The sequence below is a fragment of the Streptomyces olivochromogenes genome, from assembly GCF_021538895.1.
GTDB lineage: Bacteria > Actinomycetota > Actinomycetes > Streptomycetales > Streptomycetaceae > Streptomyces > Streptomyces olivochromogenes_A.
Map to the genome: position 1 here is coordinate 1 of NZ_JADDRL010000017.1, position 20,410 is coordinate 20,410.

A 20,410-nucleotide genomic window follows, 5' to 3' on the forward strand; every position below is an offset into this window, starting at 1 on the left:
TTCGTCCCGGCTCCGCGCGGGCGCCTGCCGGCGCAGCACCCGGGTGTGGGCGGCGGTCAGTTCGGGGCCGGGTACGACGGACAGTTCCGCCGCGAGCCGCCGCCGGACCGTCTCGTACACGTCGAGGGCTTCGGCCCGCAGCCCCTGGCCTTCCAGGGAGCGGACGAGCCGGGCGTGCAACGGCTCGTTCAGGGGGTCGAGTTCGGCGGCGCGGCGCAGGGCGGGCAGCACGTCCTGGGCCCGGTCGCACAGCAGGGCGGCGTCGGCCGCCATCTGCGTGGTGTGGACGAACTCCCGTTCCACGCAGGCGAACTGGACGTGCGCGCGCGTGGCGGCGGGGATCCCCATCGCCACCCGCCCGCGCCACAGGCCGAGGGCATCGGCGAAGTGCCGTACCGCGCTCTCCGGTCGCCCGGTCGCGGCGGCCCGCTCGCCCTGTTTGGTCAGGTCGCAAAAGCGCAGCAGATCGACCTCGTCCCGGTCGGCCTCCAGCAGGTAGCCGCCGGTACGGCTCAGCAGGCGCCGCCCGGGGGCCCGTGGTGGGAGGCCGGGTTCGAGCAGGCGGCGCAGCGAACCGGCGTACCGGCGCACGACGTTCGGCGCGCTGAGGGGCGGCTGCTCGGGCCACAGCGCGTCGACGATCTCGTGCATCCGCACGGGCCGGCCCGTGTGCAGCAGGAGGAGGGCGAGCAGGGCACGCTGCTGGGGGAAGCCGAGATCCAGCTCCCGCTCTCCCTGCCGTACCCGCAGGGGCCCCAGCACCTCGAACCGCAACCGCGTCACGTCACCGCTCTCCGTCTCGCGCCTCAACCGACGCCGACCCCGACGCCTACGCCCACGCCCACGCCGATGCCTGCGCCGAGGTGTTCGTCCTGCCCCCGCAGCCGGGCCCCGACCCGGTCGGCGTCGGGATGGCCGAGCGGGGTGAGCAGCGCGAGCGCCTCCCGCCAGGAGGCGCGGGCCGCCTCGTGGTCGCCGGTGGCGAAGAGGGTGTCGCCGATGCGGACGAGGGTGACGGCCTCCAGGTACGGCACGCCGTGCTCGCGCAGCAGGGTGAGCGCGTTGCGGTAGCCGAGCAGGGCGTGCGGATGGCGGCCGAGGTGGTGGTAGACGTAGGCGATGCTGTCCCAGGTGGTGGCCTGGCCGTAGCGGTCGCCCAGTTCCTGGAGCATGGCCAGGGCGTCGAAGCAGTGGTTCAGTGCCTGCCGGTACTCCCCGCGCAACGCGTGGTACCAGCCGACGGAGTTGAGCACGCCGGCCTGCGCCGCCCGGTGACCGGTGGAACGGAACAGGTCGAGGGCGAGCTGGTTGTGCCGCAGGGCGCCGGTGAGGTCGCCCCGCTGTTCGGACACCCAGCCGAGGCTGCGGTGGGTGTTGGCCCGGCCGAGGTCGTCACCGAGGCCGGTGAACAGCTCCAGGGCCCGCTCCAGGCGAGGCTCGCACCGGTCGAGGAGTCCCAGCCTGCCCTCCGCCCTGGCGAGTCCGCGCAGGCCGCGGGCCTCCATGGCGGGGTCCGCGAGCCGCAGAGCGGCGTCGAGCGCGGTGTGCTGCGCCTGCTGCCAGTCGTGCCAGTGGCCCCGCCGGTCGAAGAAGGGTTCCAGTGCCCAGGCGAGCAGGCAGGCCGACCGGTCGTGGCCGGGTCGTCCGGCGGCCGCCGCGGCGTCGATGACGGCGAGCAGCGCCCCGTACTCGGCGCCGAGCCAGGCGAGGGCCCGGACGTCGTCGGCGAGTGGTTCGGGGGCCGCGCCCGGCGGGGGCGGTGCGAGGGGCATCGGGTCCGCGTGGGGTGCGAGCAGCAGTCCTGCGGCGTGGGCGGTGTGCAGGTAGTGCTGGAACAGGCGGTGCACGGCCGCCTGCCGTTCGTCCTCGGTGTGCCGCTCGCGGACCAGGTCTCCGGCGTGCGCGCGGAGCAGGTCGTGGAAGGCGTAGCGGCCGGGTCCGATCTCGTGGAGCAGGTGGACGTTCGCGAGTTCGGTGAGCAGCCCGCGGACCCGGCGTACCGGCAGGGCGGTGAGGGCGGCCGCGGCCGGTGCCGCGAAGTCCGGCCCCGGGTGAAGGGCGAGCAGCCCGAGGAGCCGGGCGGCCTCGGCCGAGACGGCTCGGGTGGACCAGGAGATCACGGCGCCGACGTCGACGGTGGTGTCGGACCCGGCGAAGGCGTCGAGGGTGCCCTCGGCCTCCAGCAGTTCGGCGGCGACGGCCGCCAGCGGGAAGTCGGGGTGGACGGCGGCACGGGCGGCGACGCAGGCCAGCGCGAGCGGCAGTCCGGCGCAGCGCCGGATGATCTGCCGCACGGCCCGGGGTTCGGCGGCGACCCGCGCGGCGCCAGTCGGCGCACGAGGAACGCCCGGGCCTGCTCGGGGTCGAACGGGCGCAGGGTCAGGGAGCGAGCCCCATGCGCGGCCACCAGTCCGGAGAGCTGGTTGCGGCTGGTGACCATGGTGAGGCAGCCGGGTGTGCCGGGCAGCAGCGGTCGTACGTGCTCGGTGTCCCGTGCGTTGTCCAGCAGGACGAGCATCCGGCGGCCGGCCAACGCGCTGCGGTAGAGGGCCGATTGGGCGTCCAGGCCGCTCGGGACGCGTTCGGGCGGCACGCCGAGGGCGTCGAGGAAGCCGCGGACGGCCTCGCCGGGTTCCATGATCGCGCCGGCGCGGTCGAAGCCTCTGAGGTTGACGTAGAGCTGCCCGTCGGGGAACCGGTCGGCGACCCGGTGGGCCCAGTGGACGGCGAGTGCGGTCTTGCCGACGCCGGCCATACCCCCGATCGCGCTGATCACCACCGTTCCGCCGGGCGGGCCGTGTTCGGAGGGTGGGGCGAGCACCGCGTCCAGTTCCGCGCAACGCCCGGTGAACGCCGGTATGTCGTGGGGAAGTTGGGCGGGCGTCGGCGCGACCGGCGGCTGCGGGGCGGGCCAGGGAGGGAGCATGGTCGTCCCGGCCGCGTCGCGCAGTGCGGCCTGGTGGGCGTCGTGCAGGTCGGGCCCGGGGTCGATACCCAGTTCGTCGGCGAGTCGCGCGCGGGTGGCCTCGTAGACGCGCAGCGCCTCGGGGCGGCGGCCGGCGGCGGTGAGGGCGAGGATCAGCCCGGCCAGCAGGGGTTCGTCCAGCGGGTGTGCGGCGGCGGCCTTCCGGAGGTCGGGCAGGACCCGGTCGGGGACACCGGCGCGCAGGGCCGCGTCGGCGGCGTCCCGGACGGCCGTCAGGTGTTCGCGGTCCAGCGCCTGGAACGCGGCGTGCGCGCGGGCCACGGCGGGGATGCCGTCGGCGACCGGTCCCCGCCACAACGACAGGGCCTCGGTGAGGAGTTCGACGCTCCGGGCGGCCTCCTGCCCGGCGTCCGCCCGCCGAGCCTCCTCGACGAGTCCGGTGAACCGCAGGAGGTCCGAGGACGCGCTGTCGGTCGACAGCCGGTATCCGCCCGCCTCGCGGAGCAGCCAGTTGCCCGCCGCGCGGGCCGAGAGTCCGGGCTCCAGCAGCCGGCGCAGTGAACCGACGTGCCGACGGACCACGTTGACGGCACTGCGCGGCGGGCAGGTGCCCCACAGCACGTCGACGATCTCGCTCACGGCGACCGGTTGACCCGCCCGGACCAGCAACAGGGCCAGGAACGCGCGCTCCTGAGGCCCCCCGAGATCCAGCTCCGTCCGCCCCCGCCAGGCCCGCACCTGCCCCAGCACCGCGAACCGCACCGGCTCCAGCGGCACACCATCCCCCTCCGCGTTCCCCTCCGATCATCGACTGTACGTCACCGGAGGGGTTACCCGGAGTCACGGCTGCCGCGAGGCAGGGTCCGGGGCGGTGCCGGCGTCAGCCCAGAGGGGCGGCGTTGTCGCGCAGGGCGGCGAACACGGGGCCGTACATACGGGACTTGATGGTGCCGAGAGTGTCGCCGGCCTTGCTCACCAGGGCCCCGGCGATCTCCACGGCGGTCGTGCGGACCGCGTCCTCGTCGACGGCGCGGTCGACGATGCCGGCGGCCGCCGCGTCGACGCCGCCGTAGCGGCGGGCGGTGACCATCGCCTCGTGGGCGACCTGCGGAGCCAGACGGGCCTGGATGAGGGCGGACATGCCCGGCGTGAAGGGGATGTTGATGTCGGCCTCGGGCAGACACCAGAAGCCGCGGTCGCCCCGCATCACACGGAAGTCGTGGGCCAGGGAGAGCATGGCTCCGGCGGCGAAGGTGTGCCCCTGCAGCGCGGCCACGGTGATCATCGGCAGGGCCAGCAGGCGCGCGAAGAGCCCTTGCACGGAGGACACGTAGTCCTCGTGCTGGTCGGCGTGGGCGCCCAGCCAGTCCAGGTCGAGGCCGTTGGAGTAGAACTTGCCGGTCGCGGCGGTCACCAGGGCGCGGGGGCCGTCCGCCTTCTCCACCTCGTCCAGGGCGGCGCCGACGGAGCCGATCCAGTCGGGGTGGAAGCGGTTCTCACCGTCCCCGAGGTCGAGTACGAAGACGTTGTCGTGGCGTTCCAGTGCGGGCATGTCGGCTCCCTGGGTCTGGGCATGGATCGGCAGTGCCCCTCTGGTCACATTGTGCGGACATCCAGGGGCTACCGCTCGGTAACTTATGTCGCGCGCGCAGGACGGACAAGGGGCGTGAGCCGAATTCACACCCCCGACCGCCGCGGTTGGCCCGCCCCGGAGCTGCCGTCGATCGCGCTGAAGCCGCGGCGGAGGGCGGGCAGCGGGTCACCGCCGTATTCCCGCACCTCACCGAAGCGGGTGGTGCCCTCCATCCAGTCCTTGCGGGCCTGGACGATGTCCTCGTGGGTGCGGCCGACGAAGTTCCACCACATGACGATCTCCTCCTCGAACGGTGGGCCGCCGAGCAGCACCGCGCGGGCCGCGGCGTCCGAGTCGTTGACGAGGGTCAGGGCGTCGGCTCCGGGGTGGACGTAACCCAACTCCGCCCGACGGACCAGGGTGTCCTCCACCCGGACCTCCCCCTGGTCGACGAGGAGGCCGTGCTCGAAATCGGGGTTCACGGCGACGGTGATCGCCGCGTACGGTTCGAGGACGATCTCTGCACCGAGGAGAGGCGTGTAGGTGCGCACCGGCGAGACGGCTCCGGCGAGGGAGCCCAGGAAGACCCTGATCACCGCGCCGTCGACGCGCACCGGCTCGGGCGCGTGGTGCTGGAAGTCCCGGCCCGTGTCGCGGTGCTCCCCCGGCAGCGCCACCCACAGCTGCACCCCGTGCAGGACACCGGTGCGCGGGGTGGAGACCTCCGAGTGGGCGATGCCGCGGCCGCCCGTCATGAGGTTCAGCTCGCCGGGCCGTACGAACGCGTGGCTGCCGAGACTGTCACGGTGCTCGATCTCGCCGCTGAACAGCCAGCTCACCGTCTGCAGACCGGTGTGCGGGTGCGGGGCCACGTCCATGCCGCCGGTGCGGGTGACGTCGTCGGGACCGTAGTGATCGGCGAAGCACCAGGCGCCGATCAGCGACCGCTCACGCTGCGGCAGGGTGCGCCGCACGGTCATCGCCCGGGGGCCCGCCCAGGGGGACGTCACGCGGGGTGAGTATCTCGATCTTGCTCATCGGGGACCGCCTCCAGCATCCAACCTGATAGTTTTATCTTCAACAATTATTCCGGAGGAGTCCAGGTTGAGCAACAGCACCCGCCCCGGGTCGGCGGACCGGCGGATCTACATCGACAAGCAGAGCCCCAAGCCGTACCACGCGCTGGTGCAGACCTCCGAGGCGGTCCGCACGACCGCGGCCGAGGCGGACCTGGACCGTACCGTCGTGGAGCTGATCAACCTGCGCGTGTCGCAGATCAACGGCTGTGCCTCTTGCCTGGACGTCCACACCAGGGCGGCCGTGCGCGGCGGCGAGACGGCCCAGCGGCTGGGCGTGCTGGCCGCGTGGCGGGACACCGAGGTGTTCACCGCCGTGGAGCGCGCCGCCCTCGGCCTGGCCGAGGCCACCACCGATCCGTCCGACGCGGACTTGCAGGAATCCGCGTACGCCACCGCGCGCGAGGTGCTCACCGACGACCAGATATCCGCGGTGATCTGGGTGGCGGTCACGATCAACGCGTTCAACCGGGTCTCGATCCTCAGCAAGCACCCGGTGCGGTGACCCGCCGGGCGGCCACGCAGAGCGCGTTCCCGGGCCTGCCGCTCAGTGAGGCCCACGGCGCGGCGACCTCGGGGTCGGTGAAGGTGACGCGCGGCAGCGCCCGCTAGTCGGCATCGGGGCCGGGGCGGCCGAGAACGTCCCGCACGGCGATCCGCGCCTGGTACATGGCCACGTGGGTGAAGGCGCCTTGGCCGGTGATGTCGCCCACCGCCCGCAGGCCGTCCGCCGCCCGCAACTGTCCGTCCGTGGGCACGGCGCCGACCGCCGGGTCGAGCCCCACCGACCCGAGCCCCGGCTCGGCGAGGTCGTTCTGCCGCCTGGTGGCGACCAGCGGCCGCTCGGCGCGCACCGGCTCCGCCGCGCCGTCGAGCCGCACGCGAACCCGGTGCCGTCGTGGCTTCGAGGGTGCGGTCGCCCACCGTCACCCGGCGGGGGCCGTCCAGGAGTCCCCGGCCGCGCAGCGGACGCCCGCCCTTGCCCACGAGGCGGTCGACGGCCTCCGCGTCGCCCGGGAGGGCGGGTGGACCGACGGCCCGATTCCCTGAGCGCACGGTGACGAGCCTGTCAGCGCGCCCCACGGACGGAGCGGGCTAGGCTGGCCCGTCCGTTCACCTCACCGCGTCCGAACCGACCAGCGGAGCCGCGAGATGTCCGTTCGCCGTGTGCTGCCCGACGCCCGGTCGAGCACCCTGCCGAAGAGCCCGCAACCCTTCGTCCCGGACCCCGACGCGCGCGTGGTCGAGGTGGTCGGTCATGGCTGACGGCGGGCTCGGTGACGCGGAGGCCGTCAACGCCGGTGCCTGGCAGGCGTACGGCGCCCACCACCTGCGGCGCGGCACCGTCCCGCCGGACGCGGACCGGTTCGCGTGGGGCCCCGGCAGCGCCGGGCCCGGTGCCGAGGTGCTCGGCGACCTGACGGGCCGGCGGGTGCTGGACCTCGGCTGCGGCACGGCGTGGCACGCGGCCCATCTGGCCCGTACGCACGGGGCGTCGGTGGACGCGGTCGACGCGTCGCCGGGACAGTACGAACGCGCCCGCGCGCGGTACGGCGCCACGCCCGGACTCCGGCTCGTGCTCGGCGACGCGGTCGCCCATCTGCGCACGGCCGAACCGTACGACGTCGTCTACTCCGTGAACTCCGTGCCGTACCTCGATCCCCGTCGGCTGCTGCCCGCGCTGACGGCGTCCCTGGCGCCCGGCGGAACGCTGTGCTTCACGGTGCTGCACACCAACTCCGAGGGGGACGGCCCCTCGTGCGAGGTCGCCTCCCGGCCGGAGACGCAGGTGCTGGCCGGCGCTGGAACGACCACGGTACGGATGTGGGTGCTCACCCCCGAACTCTGGGCGGAACTGCTCGCCGAGCACGGGCTGTGCGTCGAGGGCGTGGACGTCCTGGACGCGCCCGAGGACGGCAATCACGCGTCCTACCGGCTCTTCCGGGTGCGCCGGCCGGCCCGCGTCTCCTCCCGCCCCCGCGTTGACCTGCCGCCCGTCGCACACGCCGCGTTGGGCGTCGGCGCCATCCTGCACGGGCCGCGCGGCCTCCTCCTGGGCCGGCACCGCCGGGGCACCTGGGAACTGCCGGGCGGCACGGTGGAGCCCGGCGAGTCGCTCGTCGGGACGGTGGTCCGGGAACTGCGCGAGGAGACCGGCCTCGACGCCCGCCCGGCCGATGTACGCCTGCTGGGCACGCTCCTCGACGACGTCGGCGGCGTGGTCCGGATGACCGTGGCCGCACTGGTCGCCGACTGGCGGGGCGAACCGGCCGACCAGCCGGGCGAGCGCGTCGGCGACTGGCGCTGGTTCGCCCTGGACCGGCTGCCGCCCGGCTTGTTCGTGTGCAGTGCGCAGGCCCTGACCGCCTGGCGTCCCGACCTGCCCGTCGACCACACGCCCGCCCGGTTCACGCCGTACGCGCAGGCCGACCACGCAGGCTGGACGGGACCTTGACGAGTCGTGAGACTGGTGGGCACCCGACGCCTCGCCCAGGACGGTGACCATGAACCTGGAAAGCCAGGAAGCACCACGCGTCGAACTCACCCCGCAGGCCGCGGATCTGCTGCGACGGCTGCGTGCCTCGCACGGCCCGCTGATGTTCCATCAGTCCGGCGGCTGCTGCGACGGCAGTGCGCCCATGTGCTATCCGGACGGCGAGTTCCGCACCGGCGGCTCGGACGTGCTGCTGGCCGAACTGGAGGTCGAGGGCGTCGACGAGCCGGTCACGTTCTGGATGTCGCGCAGCCAGTACGAGGTCTGGAGCCACACGCGCCTCATCGTGGACGTGGTGCCCGGCCGGGGCAGCGGATTCTCGCTGGAAGCACCTGAGGGGGTGCGTTTTCTCACCCGTTCTCGTGTCGTAGACCTCTAGCCACCGCGGCGGAAACCGCGATCTGGTGCACTTCCCCTGAGCCCTGGAACAGTTGACGAGACCTCAGGGAGAAGCAGTGACGCGTCGTCTGAAGCGGTTAGCGGCAGGCAGAACGGTACTGACGGTCCTCACGGCGTTCGGCATGCTGGCCGGTACGGCCCTGACGGGGGCGGCACCGGCCGGCGCCGTCGAGGCCGTCACCGAGATCGCGCCGGGTGTCACCTACGAACAGTTCGACATCACGGCGACCCGGGGCGTGACGCACGCCCATGTGCTGCGGGTGGACCTGCGCAATCCGCAGGTGCACCTGGACTTGCTCTACCCGGGAGTGGTGGCCGACCGCGCCCCCGTGTCCCGGCTCGCGCAGTCGGTGAGGGCGGTCGCGGGTGTCAACGGCGACTTCTTCAACATCAACGAGGTGCAGCACCCGGGCGTCGAGGCGACGGGCGCGGCGGTGGGACCGCTGATCGCGCACGGGCGGCCGCTCAAGGCCGCGGTGCCGAACGGCCAGCGGTTCGGTCCCGCGCTGCCGCCCGGCACGAACACCAGGGAGGTCTTCGGTGTGGGTGTCGACCGGCGGGCCCGGCTGGACCGGCTCTCGCTCGTCGGCTCCGTGCTCACGCCCGAGGGGCGGCTACCGCTCGGCGGGCTGAACCAGTACGCGCTGCCGGAGAACTCCGTCGGCGCGTTCACCCCGAAGTGGGGCAGCGTCTCCCGGGTGCGCGCGACGTGCGGCACCGACACCGTCCGGGCGGCCCCGTGCAGCACGGACACCTATGAGGTGACGGTCCGCCGCGGCCGGGTGGTGTCGGCCTCGAACACCCCGGGCAGTGGTCCCATCGCCGCGGGCACCACGGTCCTGGTGGGCCGGGAGGCGGGCGCCCAGCAGCTGCGGAAGCTGTCCACGGGCGAGCGGGTGACGGTGCGTCAGCGGCTGTGGGCGGCGCGGTCCAGGATCCCGTACCGGTTCGCCCTCGGCGGCTACCCGGTGCTGCGCGGCGGGCAGCCATCGGCCGGTCTCGACTCGACCACGTCGGCCGTGCGCACCGCCGTGGGCATCGCCGGCAACGGGCGGCGGCTGGTGCTGTTGGCTCTGGACGGGGCGCCCGCCTACCGCAGCGGCCTGTCGATCGCCGAAGTGGCCGCCCAGATGCGGGCGTTGGGCTCGGTCGACGCGTTCAGCCTGGACGGCGGCGGCTCGTCGACGCTGGTCGCCCGGGAGCCGGGCGCGAGTGCCGTCTCCGTGCGCAACCATCCCAGTGACGGCGCCGAGCGCCCGGTGCCCACCGGCATCGGGGTCTTCTCGGCGCCGTGACTCAGGGGCGCAGACTGCTCACCAGGTCCGCGGTCGCGGTGAGTCCGCTCTGGATGGTGGGCGCCATGTTGGTGCTGGCGATGTAGAAGCCGAGCAGCATGCACACCAGGGCGTGGGAGATCTTCAACGCGCCGTTGCGCATGAAGATCACCGCAATGATCAGGAGCAACAGCACCACAGAGATGGAAACGGCCATCGCGAACCTCCTCCGCCACGCCCCTTTCGCGGGCGTTCGGCCGCAAGTGTGGCGTAGCGGAGGGTTGGTCCGGGCGGCTGACGTGTCCTCCGATCGTGTGGTGTCTACCGAACGTGCGCTCTCAGGCCGAGGGGTGAGCGTCCAGGAACGCCTCCAGGCCGGCCAGGTCGTCGGTGTTGAAGTAGTCGACGTCGGCGGCGAGCAGTTCCGTCCACAGCGCGTCCCGTGCCGGGCCCGCCAGGTCCGGGGTGGCCCAGAACCGGACGCGCTGCCCGCGCGCGTGCGCGGCGCCGATGATGCCGCGCAGCTTCTGCCGCTCGGCGTCCGGGAACGGTCCGTCGCCGAGCCAGGTGAAGTTCAGCGTCCAGTTGTCGGAGATCAGCGGGATGAAGGAGGCGGGCGCCGTGCTGCCGAGGTCGGAGAGCCGGCCGTCGTAGAAGGCGCGGCGCACCTTCTGGGCCTCCATGGGGATCCGGGCGGCCCGGTCTCCGGAGATGACGGCGGTGACCGGGCCCGGGTGCACCCGGCCGTGCGCGTAGGTCGTGAACAGGTGCTTGTAGCGCAGGAGGTGGCGGTCGAGTTCGAGGTAGGTCGACGACCCCTCGGTCTTGATGTCGACGAGCAGTTGCAGGGACCTGCGCCGACCTCGGTACACCGAACCGTGGTTGGCCTTCACGCGGGCGGCGAGGGGGGCGAGGTAGAGGGATTCGAGGGTGCGGGTCGGGTCGAGCTCGGAGGCGTCGTGGGCGACCAGGAGCTGGTCGCCGACGAGGAAGATGTCGGCCTCGACGCTGCCGAAGCGGTGGTCGAGGGCGTCGAACAAGGGGCGCGGGTGCTCGTAGTCGTTGTGGGCGTGGGCGCGCCACAGCGGGCGCGGGCCGCGGTGACCGCCGCCCGCCCACGCCTGGCCGGCGGGCAGCGCGACCGCGCCGACGAGGGCGGCGCCGAGGGTGGTGAGGGCTCTGCGACGGGTGGTGAGGGCCATGCTCTGCCTCCCTTGTAGGGCCGTACGGGACCGAAGGGAGTATGCGTGCGATCCGGGCTCAACAGGCCCTGTCATGCGGCGAGTTGGCCGGACCGCCGCCCTGTGTTCACTTCGTCGGAGCAGTGCGCACGAGGAAGCCCGCCCCAGGTGGGACGGGCTTCTCGCAGGCTGCCGCTGGCTGCCGCGGGCGGGTGTCAGGGGGCCTGGAGGTCGACCAGTTCGGCCAGGGCAGCGCGGTGTGCGCCCGCCGTGCCGAGGGCGATCGAGTCCGCCTTGGCCCGCTTGAGGGAGAGGTGGATCGGGTGCTCCCAGGTCATGCCGATACCGGCGTGCAGCTGCAGCGCCTCCTCGGCGGCGTGCACGGCGACCGGTGCCGCGTAGGCCTGGGCGACGGCGACCGCGAGGTCGGCGTCCTGGGTGGTGGAAAGGGCGTCGGCGGCGGCGCGCGCGGCGGCCCGGAGGTTGACGACCTCCAGCCACAGCTGGGCGAGCCGGTGCTTGAGCGCCTGGAAACCGCCGACCGGCCGGTTGAACTGCTTGCGCTCCTTGAGATAGCGGACGGTCTCGGTCAACACCCCTTCGGCGATGCCGAGTTGCTCGGAAGCGAGCAGTCCGGCCCCGGCACGCAGGGCCCGGCGCACGGCGGGCTCGGCGGCGCCGAGACGGCGGCCGGGGGCGCCGTCGAGGGTGACGGTGGCCAGCGGCCGGGTCAGGTCCAGGGCCACCTGCGGGGTGACGGTCACGGCGGAGGCGGTGACCGCGTACAGCCCGCCGTCGTCCGCGGGCACGAGCAGCAGGTCGGCGACGGCGGCGTCGGCGATGCCGGTCAACTCCCCGTGCAGGGTGCCGTTTTCGAGCCGTACGGTCGTGAACGCGGCGCCGGGGGCGGTGTGCAGCCCGACGGCGAGCGCGCCGATCGACGCGCCGGACGCGAGCTCGGCCAGCAGGTCGTCGGTCCCGCAGGCGAGCAGTGCCTCGGTGGCCAGGACGGCACTCGTCAGATAGGGCACGGGCGCGACCGCGCGCCCCAGCTCCTCCAGGACGACGGCGACTTCGCGGTGCGTGGCACCCTGGCCGCCGAGCGCCTCGGGGACCAGCAGACCCGCCAGGCCCATGCCGGTGGCGAGCGCCTTCCACAGCGCCACGTCGTGCGGGGCGTCCGACTCGGTGCGGGCGATCACGCCGGCCGCGTCGCAGCGGTCCGTGAGCAGGTCGCGGACGGCGGCGCGCAGCGCCTCTTCCTCCTCCGAGTAGAGCAGGTCGGGCTGAGTGCGCTGTGTTGTCATCGGGCGAGGTCCTTCCACGCGACGTCCTTGTCGGTGCGCGGCTCGGCGGGCAGGCCGAGGACGCGCTCGGCGACGATGTTCAGCAGGATCTCGCTGGTCCCGCCCTCGATGCTGTTGCCCTTGGCGCGCAGGTAGCGGTACCCGGCGTCGCGGCCGACGAAGTCGACCAGTTCGGGGCGCCTCATCGTCCAGTCCTCGTACAGGAGCCCTTCCTCGCCCAGGAGTTCCACCTCCAGGCCGCTGATCTCCTGGTTGAGGCGGGCGAAGCCGAGCTTCATGCCGGCGCCCTCGGGGCCGGGCTGGCCGACGGTGAGCTGCTGGCGCAGGCGTTCGCCGGTGAGCCGGGCGACCTCGGCCTCCACCCACAGCTTGAGCAGCCGCTGGTGCAGCTCGTGGGTGCGCAGCTCCGGGCGCTCGCGCCAGGTCTTGGCGACCGGCCCGATCATGCCGCCCTCGCGGGGCAGCCGCATGCCGCCGATGGCGACGCGTTCGTTGTTCAGCGTGGTCTGCGCGACCCGCCAGCCGTCGCCGATCTCGCCGAGGCGGCGGGCGTCGGGGATGCGGACGTCGGTGAGGAAGACCTCGTTGAACTCGGCCTCGCCGGTGATCTGGCGCAGCGGACGGACCTCGACGCCGGGGTCGGTCATGTCGCAGATGAAGTAGGTGATGCCCGCGTGCTTGGGCACGTCCGGGTCGGTGCGGGCGATGAGGATGGCCCAGCGGGCGACGTGGGCGCTGGAGGTCCACACCTTCTGCCCGTTGACCACCCAGTCCTCGCCCTCACGCACCGCGCGAGTGCCGAGCGCGGCCAGGTCGGACCCGGCGCCCGGCTCGCTGAACAGCTGGCACCAGACCTCCTCGCCCGTCCACAGGGGCCGCAGGAAGCGCCGCTTCTGCTCCTCGGTGCCGTAGCGCAGGATCGTCGGGGCGGCCATGCCGAGGCCGATGCCGATGCGCCTCGGGTCGTTGTCGGGGGCGCCGACGGCCTCCAGCGCGGCGTCCACGACGGCCTGGAGGGAGCGCGGGGCGCCGAGTCCGCCGAGGCCCTCGGGGTAGTGCACCCAGGCGAGCCCCGCGTCGAAGCGGGCGCGCAGGAAGTCCAGGCGGTCGGTGGTCGTGGGCGGGTGCGCGGCCAGCAACTCGGCCGTACGGCGCTGGAGTTCGGCGGTGTCGGTCATGCGGCGGCTCCGTTCTCCAGCGACGGCAGGACGGCGACCCGGCCGGTGGTGACGCCGTCGGCGACCCGTTGCACGGCGGCCGCGGCGCCGGCCAGCGGCACGCGCTCGCTCACCAGCGGCTTGATCGCGCCCCGGGCGGCCAGCTCGGTGAGCTGCTCGTGGCAGTGCTGGACCAGCTTCGGGTTCTTGGTGTTGTACAGGCCCCAGTGCAGGCCGAGGATCGAGTAGTTCTTCACCAGGGCGTGGTTGAGGCCGGGGCTGGGGATGGTGCCGCTGGCGAAGCCCACGACCACGATCCGGCCCTCGAAGGCGACGACCTTGGTGGACTGCGTGTAGGCCTCGCCGCCGACCGGGTCGTAGATCACGTCGGCGCCCCGGCCGCCGGTGGCCTCCTTCACGGCGGCCACGACGTCCTCGGCACGCCGGTCGATCACCACGTCGCAGCCCAGCTCCCGGGCGACGGCGACCTTGTCGGCGCCGCCGACGACGCCGATGACCGTGGCCCCGGCCGCCTTGCCGAGCTGCACGGCCGCGCTGCCGACCCCGCCGGCGGCGGCATGCACGAGCAGGGTCTCGCCCGCTTCCAGGCGGGCGCGGCGGTGCAGGCCGAACCAGCCCGTCTGGTAGCCGATGTGCAGGGCGGCGGCCTCCGCGTCGTCGAGGGAGTCGGGAGCGGGCAGCGTCGCGGCGGCATCGGCGACGACGTACTCGGCGAATCCGCCGTGCGGCAGCGCGGGGTGGGCGAGCACCCGGCGCCCGTCCTCGGTCTCGCCGCAGATCTCCACGCCCGGCGTGAACGGCAGCGGCGGCCGGACCTGGTAGTGGCCGCGGCACATCAGCACGTCCGGGAAGTTGATGTTGGCGGCACGCACCTTCAGCAGCACCTGGCCCGTGCCGGGCGTGGGCCGCTCCACCTCCTGGAGCCGCATCACCTCGCTCGGCTCGCCGTTCTCGTGCACTTGCCATGCCTGCATGCGGTGCCTCCACGGGACTGCTTCGTCTGACCGGGGTCGACGGCATACTAAGCGGTCGCTTGCCATTCAGGGAACAGGCCCGCGTGTCACGACCCGGACGGCCGCGCCCGTACGTGCATCCGCTCACCCTGCGGACCGAACAGGCTCAGGAACTCCACCGGCCCCTCCCCCGTCGACCCGAACCAGTGCGGCACCCGGGTGTCGAACTCGGCGGCCTCCCCCGCCGTCAGCACCACGTCGTGCTCCCCGAGCACCACCCGCAGCCGCCCGGAGAGCACATACAGCCACTCGTAGCCCTCATGGGTCCGCGGTTCCGGCTCCTGCTGTCGCTGCGGCTCCAGCACCTTGAACGCCTGGAGCCCGCCGGGCTGGCGGGTGAGCGGCCAGTGGGTGCGCCCGTACCGCACGATCGGCTTGGCCCGCACCCGCGGATCCCCGACCGGCGGGGCACCGACCAGCTCGTCCAGCGGCACCTGATGGGCCTGCGCGATCGGCAGCAGCAGCTCCAGGCTGGGCTTGCGCAGGCCGGACTCCAGCCGGGACAGGGTGCTGACGGAGATGCCGGTCGCCTCGGACAGCGCCGCGAGGGTCACCTCCCGCTCCTTGCGGATCCGCCGCAGCCGGGGGCCCACGCCCGCGAGAACGTCGTCGGTGGTCATGTCCGTATTGCAGTTTCGGCAAACAAGTTTGTCAATCCGGCGGCGGGCGCGCGACCGTCGGCCGCGGAGGTGGTCATCCATGACCGAGAACACCGGGCACTACGAAGTCGTCGTCGTCGGAGGCGGCGCGGCCGGGCTGTCCGCCGCGCTCGTCCTGGGCCGGGCCCGGCGGCGCACGCTGGTCGTCGACGCGGGCGAGCCGCGCAACGCGCCGGCCGCCCATATGCAGGGCTATCTGTCGCGGGACGGCATGGCGCCCGCCGAGTTCCTCGCCGTGGGGCGCGAGGAGATCGCGCGGTACGGCGTGGAGCTGGTCCGGGACCGGGTGGTGGACGTGTCGAAGGACGGGGAGTTCGCCGTCGTCCTCGCCGGTGGTCGCACCGTGAGGGCGCGGCAGCTGGTGGTCGCCACCGGACTGAAGGACGAGCTTCCGGTGGTGGCGGGCCTGGCCGAGCGGTTCGGCCGGGACGTGCTGCACTGCCCGTACTGCCACGGCTGGGAGGTGCGCGACCGGGCGTTCGGCGTGCTCGCCAGTACCCCGATGAGCGTGCACCAGGCGCTGATGGTGACCCAGTGGTCCAAGGACGTGACCCTCTTCCTGCACGAGGTCGCCGAGGCCGAGCTGGGCGAGGACGACCGGCGACGGCTGGCGGCGGCCGGGGTCGTCGTGGTCCCCGGCGCGGTGGCCGAGGTGGTGAGCTCCGACGACCGGCTCACCGGGGTCCGGCTCGCGGACGGCACCGTGCACGAGCGCGAGGTGCTGTTCGTCGCGCCGCGCGCCGTGCCGCGGACCGGCCTCCTGGCCGCCCTGGGCGCCGAGATGCGCGAGACGCCCTTCGGCACCTACCCGGTGATCGACGAGCGCGGCCTGACGACCGTCCCCGGGCTGTGGGCGGCGGGTAACGCGAGCGGATTCGCGGAGCAGGTGGTGAACGCGGCCAGCCGCGGCTACCGGGCCGGAGCGGCGATCAACGGGGAGCTGCTGTTCGCCGATCTCGACGCGGCCGCCCGGGTGTAGTCGCGGCGCCCGCGGTGCACCATGGCTGCATGCTGCTGACCCGGCTCGCCCACGTGTCCCGGGAGGTCGCCGCGACCTCGGCACGGTCCCGGAAGACCGCCCTGCTCGCGGAGCTGTTCCGGGACGCGGAGGCGGACGACGTGCCGATCGTCATCCCGTATCTGGCCGGACGGCTGCCGCAGGGCCGCCTCGGCATCGGCTGGAAGGTGCTGAGCGCGCGGGTGCCGCCCGCCGCGGAGCCCTCCCTCACGGTGCGCGAGGCGGACGCCCGGCTCACCGCGATCGGCGAGCTCTCCGGTCCGGGCTCGCAGGCCGAGCGGGCGCGGCTGGTCGGAGAGTTGATGGGCGCGGCCACCGAGGACGAGCAGCGGTTCCTGGTCGGGCTGATCACCGGTGAGGTGCGGCAGGGCGCCCTGGACGCGCTGGCCGTGGAGGGGCTGGCCGGGGCGACTGGCGCGGACGCGGCGGAGGTACGGCGGGCGGTGATGCTCGCGGGTTCGCTGCAGACGGTGGCCCGGGCCCTGCTCGCCGACGGCCCCGAGGCACTCGGCCGGTTCCGGCTCACCGTCGGCCGGCCGGTGCAGCCGATGCTGGCGCAGACCGCCTCCTCGGTGGCCGAGGCGGTGGGGAAGCTGGGCGCGTGCGTGGTGGAGGAGAAGCTGGACGGCATCCGGGTCCAGGTCCACCGGGACGGCGACTCGGTGCGGATCCACACCCGCACCCTCGACGACATCACCGACCGGCTGCCCGAAGTGACGGCGGCCGCGCTGGAGTTGAGGGGTGAGCGGTTCATCCTGGACGGCGAGGTGCTCTCCTTCGACGCGTCGGGGCGGCCCCGCTCCTTCCAGGAGACGGCGGGCCGGGTCGGCTCCCGGGTGGACGTGGCGAGGGCCGCCCGGGAGGTGCCGGTCTCCCCCGTGTTCTTCGACGCGCTCGCGGTCGACGGCGACGACCTGCTCGACCTGCCGTTCGAGCGGCGGCACGCGGAGCTGGCCCGGCTGGTGCCCGAGCCGATGCGGGTGCGCCGGACCCTGGTGTCCGGCCCGGACGACGTCGGACGGGCCGAGGACTTCCTCGCCGAGACCCTCGCACGCGGCCACGAGGGGGTCGTGGTCAAGGCCCTGGACGCCCCCTACAGCGCGGGCCGGCGCGGCGCCTCCTGGCTGAAGGTCAAGCCCGTGCACACCCTCGACCTGGTCGTCCTGGCCGTCGAACGGGGCCACGGCCGCCGCACCGGCAAGCTGTCCAACCTCCATCTGGGCGCCCGCACCGCGGACGGCGGCTACGCCATGCTCGGCAAGACCTTCAAGGGCATGACCGACGCGATGCTCACCTGGCAGACCGAACGGCTGACGGAGCTGGCCGTCGAGGACGACGGCTGGGTGGTGACCGTACGCCCCGAACTCGTCGTCGAGATCGCCTACGACGGTCTGCAGCGCTCCTCCCGCTACCCGGCCGGCGTCACCCTGCGCTTCGCCCGCGTGGTCCGCTACCGCGAGGACAAGCGCCCCGAGGAGGCGGACACCGTCGCGGCGCTGCTGGCCGCGCACCCACAGGTGCGGCCGTGACGGAGAAGCGGAGCGCCGGCCTGCTGCTGTTCCGGCACACCGACGACGGCACGCAGGTGCTGCTCGGCCACATGGGCGGCCCCTACTTCGCCAAGAAGGACGCCGGGGCGTGGACCGTGCCCAAGGGCGAGTACGGGCCCGAGGAGGCCGCATGGGACGCGGCCCGCCGCGAGTTCCGGGAGGAGCTCGGCCTGCCGCCGCCCGACGGGCGGGCCGTGGCGCTCGGCGAGGTCCGGCAGACGGGCGGCAAGCTCGTCACGGTGTGGGCCGTCGAGGCCGACCTGGACCCGGAGTCGATCGAGCCGGGCACCTTCACGATGGAGTGGCCGCCGCGGTCGGGCCGGGTCCAGGAGTTCCCCGAGCTGGACCGGGTGCGCTGGTTCGGTCTGGACCGGGCCCGCGAGGTGATCGTCACGGCGCAGGCCGCCTTCCTGGACCGGCTGGTACGGCACTCGGCCGAGTAGCCGATGCACGCGTTGCGGTCGTCACCGTCGCGCGCGAAGGTCGAATCAAGCCCGCTCCCAGGGAGGTCAGCCATGCCCATCGCAACGATCAACCCGGCGAACGGCGAGACGCTCAAGACGTACGAGGCCATGGGCGAGGAGGAGATCGAGCGCCGGCTCCAGCTCGCGGAGGCCACGTTCCGCACGTACCGGTTGAGCCGCTTCGTCGACCGCGGGCGTCTCCTTGTACAGGCCGCCAATCTGCTGGACGAGGACCAGCGGGACATCGCGCGGATCATGACCACCGAGATGGGCAAGCCGATCGCACAGGCCCGCGCGGAGGCCGCCAAGTGCGCGAAGGCCATGCGCTGGTACGCGGAACACGCCGAGGCGCTGCTCGCCGACGAGGAACCCGCGGAGGCCGATGTGTCGGACTCGGGGGCGTCCCGGGTCCGGGTCCGCTACCGGCCGCTCGGCCCGGTGCTCGCGGTGATGCCCTGGAACTTCCCGCTGTGGCAGGTGGTCCGCTTCGCCGCGCCGGCCCTGATGGCGGGCAACGTCGGCCTGCTCAAGCACGCCTCCAACGTCCCGCAGACCGCCCTCTACCTGGAGGACCTCTTCCACCGCGCGGGCTTCACCGAGGGCTGCTTCCAGACCCTGCTGATCGGCTCCGGCGCGGTCGACGGCATCCTGCGCGACGAGCGCGTCAGGGCGGCCACCCTGACCGGGAGCGAGCCCGCGGGCCGGTCCGTCGCCGCCACCTGCGGGGAGATGATCAAGAAGACGGTGCTGGAGCTCGGCGGCAGCGACCCGTACGTCGTCATGCCCTCCGCCGACCTGGACCGCGCCGCGCAGATCGCGGTCACCGCCCGGGTGCAGAACAACGGGCAGTCCTGCATCGCGGCCAAGCGGTTCATCGTGCACACCGACGTCTACGACGCCTTCGCCGACCGGTTCGTCGAGGGCATGAAGGCACTCAAGGTCGGCGACCCGATGCAGGAGGACACGCAGGTCGGGCCGCTCGCCAGCGAGCAGGGACGGGCCGACCTGGAGGAGCTGGTCGACGACGCGAGGCGCAGCGGCGCGGCCGTGCTGTGCGGCGGGGAGCGCCCGGCCTGGCCCGGCTGGTTCTACCCGCCGACCGTCCTCGCCGGCATCACCCGCCAGATGCGGATCCACCGCGAGGAGGCGTTCGGGCCGGTCGCCACGCTGTACCGGGCCGGCGACCTGGACGAGGCGGTGCTCATCGCCAACGACTCGCCGTTCGGCCTGAGTTCGAACGTGTGGACCCGGGACGAGACCGAGATGGACCGCTTCGTACGGGACCTGGAGGCCGGTTCCGTGTACGTGAACGGGATGACCGCGTCCCATCCGGCGTTTCCGTTCGGCGGGGCCAAGCGGTCCGGGTACGGGCGTGAGCTGTCCGGGCACGGGATCCGCGAGTTCTGCAACATCACCACTGTTTGGCAGGGTGCGTGACGTTTCCGCGGCTACGATCCCGTCTGTGAACCGCGAAGTGACTCTGCCTCTGATCGTCGACGACAGCGGTACCTTGCAGGTGGCCGCGGCCGACGTGAGCAAGCTGCTCCGCACGGTGGGAGGCAGGTGGCTGCACCTGGTGGAGGCCGGACAGGACGGGCTGGACGAGGACACGGTGGCCGCGCTGACGATCGAGCTGGCGAAGCTGGCCGACCGGATCGACGTGGCCTGCATCGCTCACAGCAGCGGGGCGCCGTAGGGGACGTCCCGGACGTGCGGCAGCCTGCTCCCGACCTACGAGGCCGGCGCAGGCCCTCGGCGATTCGGGCGCAACAACCGCCCCACGCCGCGGAGTTGGCGGTCAGTGCGAGGACCACGTCGGCCGGTGAGCCGTTGAGGGCGAGCCGGGCCACAAGGCGGGTAGGCCTGACACCCCGGCAGCGGCCGGTGGGCACGCAGGCGTTCCCCGTCCAGTCCGCACGCGGCGGCGAACGCGGTCAGCCGCTCCCCCGCCGGCACCTCGCCCCCGGCGAGCAGGGCGAAGAAAGCGGCGGCCCGGGGGCGTCGGTCGAGCGTTCGGCCAGATGCCGGAGGGAACGCTCGTCGGCGGTGATCACCCAGCGCTGTTCGAGGGCGAGGGCGGCGAGTGCGGCGCGGTCGGCCCAGCCAGGCCAGGCCCGCGGCGATGTCCGGGACGACCCGGTTGACCTGCGGATCCGGGGCCGGGTCCCGGGTCGTCGTGGCCAGAATTTCGCAGGTCGCGGGGGCCATGTGCCCTCCGCCGGAGCGCCCCTGGTTCCTGTCCGTTCCATACCCGTTGTCCCCGATTCGGAGTAATCCGGCGCGAGATCGTCGCCCCGT

20 protein-coding genes and 1 pseudogene are annotated in these 20,410 nt (G+C 73.5%); 9 read left to right on the forward strand and 12 right to left on the reverse strand.

Going from position 1 to position 20,410, the window contains the following annotated elements; genetic code table 11:
- The 5 genes and pseudogenes from IPZ69_RS10865 to IPZ69_RS10880 form a co-directional block, all read right to left on the reverse strand.
- Positions 1 to 783: AfsR/SARP family transcriptional regulator (locus tag IPZ69_RS10865; RefSeq protein WP_235453842.1), on the reverse strand; the 783-nt coding region annotated here is incomplete at its 3' end.
- A 23-nt stretch (positions 784 to 806) separates the two neighbouring features.
- Positions 807 to 1,772: a tetratricopeptide repeat protein gene (locus IPZ69_RS47370; RefSeq protein ID WP_308407446.1), complete on the reverse strand. Its 966-nt coding sequence runs from the start codon at positions 1,770 to 1,772 to the stop codon at positions 807 to 809.
- A gap of 344 nt (positions 1,773 to 2,116) precedes the next feature.
- Positions 2,117 to 3,565: an AfsR/SARP family transcriptional regulator gene (locus IPZ69_RS47375; RefSeq protein WP_308407444.1), complete on the reverse strand. Its 1,449-nt coding sequence runs from the start codon at positions 3,563 to 3,565 to the stop codon at positions 2,117 to 2,119.
- 241 nt (positions 3,566 to 3,806) lie between these two features.
- Entirely contained in the window at positions 3,807 to 4,478 is a 672-nt protein-coding gene (locus IPZ69_RS10875; RefSeq protein WP_235453843.1) for an enoyl-CoA hydratase-related protein, read from the reverse strand.
- A 125-nt stretch (positions 4,479 to 4,603) separates the two neighbouring features.
- Positions 4,604 to 5,537: pseudogene (locus tag IPZ69_RS10880) on the reverse strand (pirin family protein).
- Between the two features lie 66 nt (positions 5,538 to 5,603).
- On the opposite strand from IPZ69_RS10880, the gene IPZ69_RS10885 reads away from it, so the two are divergent.
- Positions 5,604 to 6,080 carry a carboxymuconolactone decarboxylase family protein gene (locus IPZ69_RS10885; protein WP_235453844.1) on the forward strand — a complete coding sequence of 159 codons (477 nt, stop codon included), beginning with the start codon at positions 5,604 to 5,606 and terminating at the stop codon, positions 6,078 to 6,080.
- A 103-nt stretch (positions 6,081 to 6,183) separates the two neighbouring features.
- On the opposite strand, the gene IPZ69_RS10890 is transcribed toward IPZ69_RS10885, so the two are convergent.
- Positions 6,184 to 6,456 carry a hypothetical protein gene (locus tag IPZ69_RS10890; RefSeq protein ID WP_235453845.1) on the reverse strand — a complete coding sequence of 91 codons (273 nt, stop codon included), beginning with the start codon at positions 6,454 to 6,456 and terminating at the stop codon, positions 6,184 to 6,186.
- Between the two features lie 377 nt (positions 6,457 to 6,833).
- Here IPZ69_RS10890 and IPZ69_RS10895 point away from each other — a divergent pair, with 377 nt between their 5' ends.
- The 3 genes from IPZ69_RS10895 to IPZ69_RS10905 all read left to right on the forward strand — a co-directional run bounded on the left by IPZ69_RS10895 (position 6,834) and on the right by IPZ69_RS10905 (position 9,763).
- A complete protein-coding gene (locus IPZ69_RS10895) occupies positions 6,834 to 8,030 on the forward strand; it encodes a bifunctional class I SAM-dependent methyltransferase/NUDIX hydrolase (protein ID WP_235453846.1) in 1,197 nt (398 codons plus the stop codon).
- Positions 8,031 to 8,079: 49 nt separating this feature from the next.
- Positions 8,080 to 8,448: a DUF779 domain-containing protein gene (locus tag IPZ69_RS10900; protein ID WP_235453847.1), complete on the forward strand. Its 369-nt coding sequence runs from the start codon at positions 8,080 to 8,082 to the stop codon at positions 8,446 to 8,448.
- Positions 8,449 to 8,524: 76 nt separating this feature from the next.
- Positions 8,525 to 9,763, forward strand: a complete 1,239-nt coding sequence (locus IPZ69_RS10905; RefSeq protein WP_235453848.1) for a phosphodiester glycosidase family protein — start codon at positions 8,525 to 8,527, stop codon at positions 9,761 to 9,763.
- Between the two features lies 1 nt (position 9,764).
- Here IPZ69_RS10905 and IPZ69_RS10910 read toward each other — a convergent pair whose 3' ends face one another.
- The 6 genes from IPZ69_RS10910 to IPZ69_RS10935 form a co-directional block, all read right to left on the reverse strand.
- On the reverse strand, positions 9,765 to 9,959 hold the full coding sequence (locus IPZ69_RS10910) for a hypothetical protein (RefSeq protein ID WP_235453849.1): 195 nt from the start codon (positions 9,957 to 9,959) through the stop codon (positions 9,765 to 9,767).
- Between the two features lie 121 nt (positions 9,960 to 10,080).
- Positions 10,081 to 10,944 (reverse strand): phosphatidylinositol-specific phospholipase C/glycerophosphodiester phosphodiesterase family protein, encoded by an 864-nt coding sequence (locus tag IPZ69_RS10915; RefSeq protein WP_235453850.1) that lies wholly within the window; start codon positions 10,942 to 10,944, stop codon positions 10,081 to 10,083.
- Between the two features lie 194 nt (positions 10,945 to 11,138).
- Positions 11,139 to 12,230: an acyl-CoA dehydrogenase family protein gene (locus IPZ69_RS10920; protein WP_235453851.1), complete on the reverse strand. Its 1,092-nt coding sequence runs from the start codon at positions 12,228 to 12,230 to the stop codon at positions 11,139 to 11,141.
- The gene (locus tag IPZ69_RS10925; RefSeq protein ID WP_235453852.1) at positions 12,227 to 13,408 is read right to left on the reverse strand and encodes an acyl-CoA dehydrogenase family protein; all 1,182 of its coding nucleotides are present in this window, start codon (positions 13,406 to 13,408) and stop codon (positions 12,227 to 12,229) included. Before IPZ69_RS10925 ends, IPZ69_RS10920 begins: the two co-directional genes overlap by 4 nt.
- Positions 13,405 to 14,382, reverse strand: coding sequence for an NADPH:quinone oxidoreductase family protein (locus IPZ69_RS10930; RefSeq protein ID WP_235453853.1), 978 nt, complete (start codon positions 14,380 to 14,382; stop codon positions 13,405 to 13,407). The genes IPZ69_RS10925 and IPZ69_RS10930 overlap by 4 nt, the downstream gene beginning before the upstream one ends.
- Positions 14,383 to 14,468: 86 nt before the next feature.
- Complete coding sequence (locus IPZ69_RS10935; RefSeq protein WP_235453854.1) at positions 14,469 to 15,041, reverse strand: helix-turn-helix domain-containing protein; 573 nt, start codon at positions 15,039 to 15,041, stop codon at positions 14,469 to 14,471.
- 79 nt (positions 15,042 to 15,120) lie between these two features.
- On the opposite strand from IPZ69_RS10935, the gene IPZ69_RS10940 reads away from it, so the two are divergent.
- From IPZ69_RS10940 to IPZ69_RS10960, 5 genes are all read left to right on the forward strand, one after another.
- Positions 15,121 to 16,059 (forward strand): NAD(P)/FAD-dependent oxidoreductase, encoded by a 939-nt coding sequence (locus tag IPZ69_RS10940; protein ID WP_235453855.1) that lies wholly within the window; start codon positions 15,121 to 15,123, stop codon positions 16,057 to 16,059.
- 29 nt (positions 16,060 to 16,088) lie between these two features.
- Entirely contained in the window at positions 16,089 to 17,627 is a 1,539-nt protein-coding gene (locus IPZ69_RS10945) for an ATP-dependent DNA ligase (RefSeq protein ID WP_235453856.1), read from the forward strand.
- Entirely contained in the window at positions 17,624 to 18,091 is a 468-nt protein-coding gene (locus tag IPZ69_RS10950) for an NUDIX domain-containing protein (RefSeq protein ID WP_235453857.1), read from the forward strand. The genes IPZ69_RS10945 and IPZ69_RS10950 overlap by 4 nt, the downstream gene beginning before the upstream one ends.
- A gap of 72 nt (positions 18,092 to 18,163) precedes the next feature.
- A complete protein-coding gene (locus IPZ69_RS10955; RefSeq protein WP_235453858.1) occupies positions 18,164 to 19,549 on the forward strand; it encodes an NADP-dependent succinic semialdehyde dehydrogenase in 1,386 nt (461 codons plus the stop codon).
- Between the two features lie 25 nt (positions 19,550 to 19,574).
- A complete protein-coding gene (locus IPZ69_RS10960; protein WP_235453859.1) occupies positions 19,575 to 19,808 on the forward strand; it encodes a DUF6213 family protein in 234 nt (77 codons plus the stop codon).
- The last annotated feature ends 602 nt before the right edge of the window (positions 19,809 to 20,410 follow it).

Excerpts from the sequence above, each read along its gene's own strand:
- IPZ69_RS47370 (WP_308407446.1), bottom strand. The coding sequence starts at position 1,772 with ATGCCCCTCGCACCGCCCCCGCCGGGCGCGGCCCCCGAACCACTCGCC.
- IPZ69_RS10875 (WP_235453843.1), bottom strand. The coding sequence starts at position 4,478 with ATGCCCGCACTGGAACGCCACGACAACGTCTTCGTACTCGACCTCGGG.
- IPZ69_RS10895 (WP_235453846.1), top strand. The coding sequence starts at position 6,834 with ATGGCTGACGGCGGGCTCGGTGACGCGGAGGCCGTCAACGCCGGTGCC.
- IPZ69_RS10900 (WP_235453847.1), top strand. The coding sequence starts at position 8,080 with ATGAACCTGGAAAGCCAGGAAGCACCACGCGTCGAACTCACCCCGCAG.
- IPZ69_RS10910 (WP_235453849.1), bottom strand. The coding sequence starts at position 9,959 with ATGGCCGTTTCCATCTCTGTGGTGCTGTTGCTCCTGATCATTGCGGTG.
- IPZ69_RS10915 (WP_235453850.1), bottom strand. The coding sequence starts at position 10,944 with ATGGCCCTCACCACCCGTCGCAGAGCCCTCACCACCCTCGGCGCCGCC.
- IPZ69_RS10920 (WP_235453851.1), bottom strand. The coding sequence starts at position 12,230 with ATGACAACACAGCGCACTCAGCCCGACCTGCTCTACTCGGAGGAGGAA.
- IPZ69_RS10925 (WP_235453852.1), bottom strand. The coding sequence starts at position 13,408 with ATGACCGACACCGCCGAACTCCAGCGCCGTACGGCCGAGTTGCTGGCC.
- IPZ69_RS10930 (WP_235453853.1), bottom strand. The coding sequence starts at position 14,382 with ATGCAGGCATGGCAAGTGCACGAGAACGGCGAGCCGAGCGAGGTGATG.
- IPZ69_RS10935 (WP_235453854.1), bottom strand. The coding sequence starts at position 15,041 with ATGACCACCGACGACGTTCTCGCGGGCGTGGGCCCCCGGCTGCGGCGG.
- IPZ69_RS10940 (WP_235453855.1), top strand. The coding sequence starts at position 15,121 with ATGACCGAGAACACCGGGCACTACGAAGTCGTCGTCGTCGGAGGCGGC.
- IPZ69_RS10945 (WP_235453856.1), top strand. The coding sequence starts at position 16,089 with ATGCTGCTGACCCGGCTCGCCCACGTGTCCCGGGAGGTCGCCGCGACC.
- IPZ69_RS10955 (WP_235453858.1), top strand. The coding sequence starts at position 18,164 with ATGCCCATCGCAACGATCAACCCGGCGAACGGCGAGACGCTCAAGACG.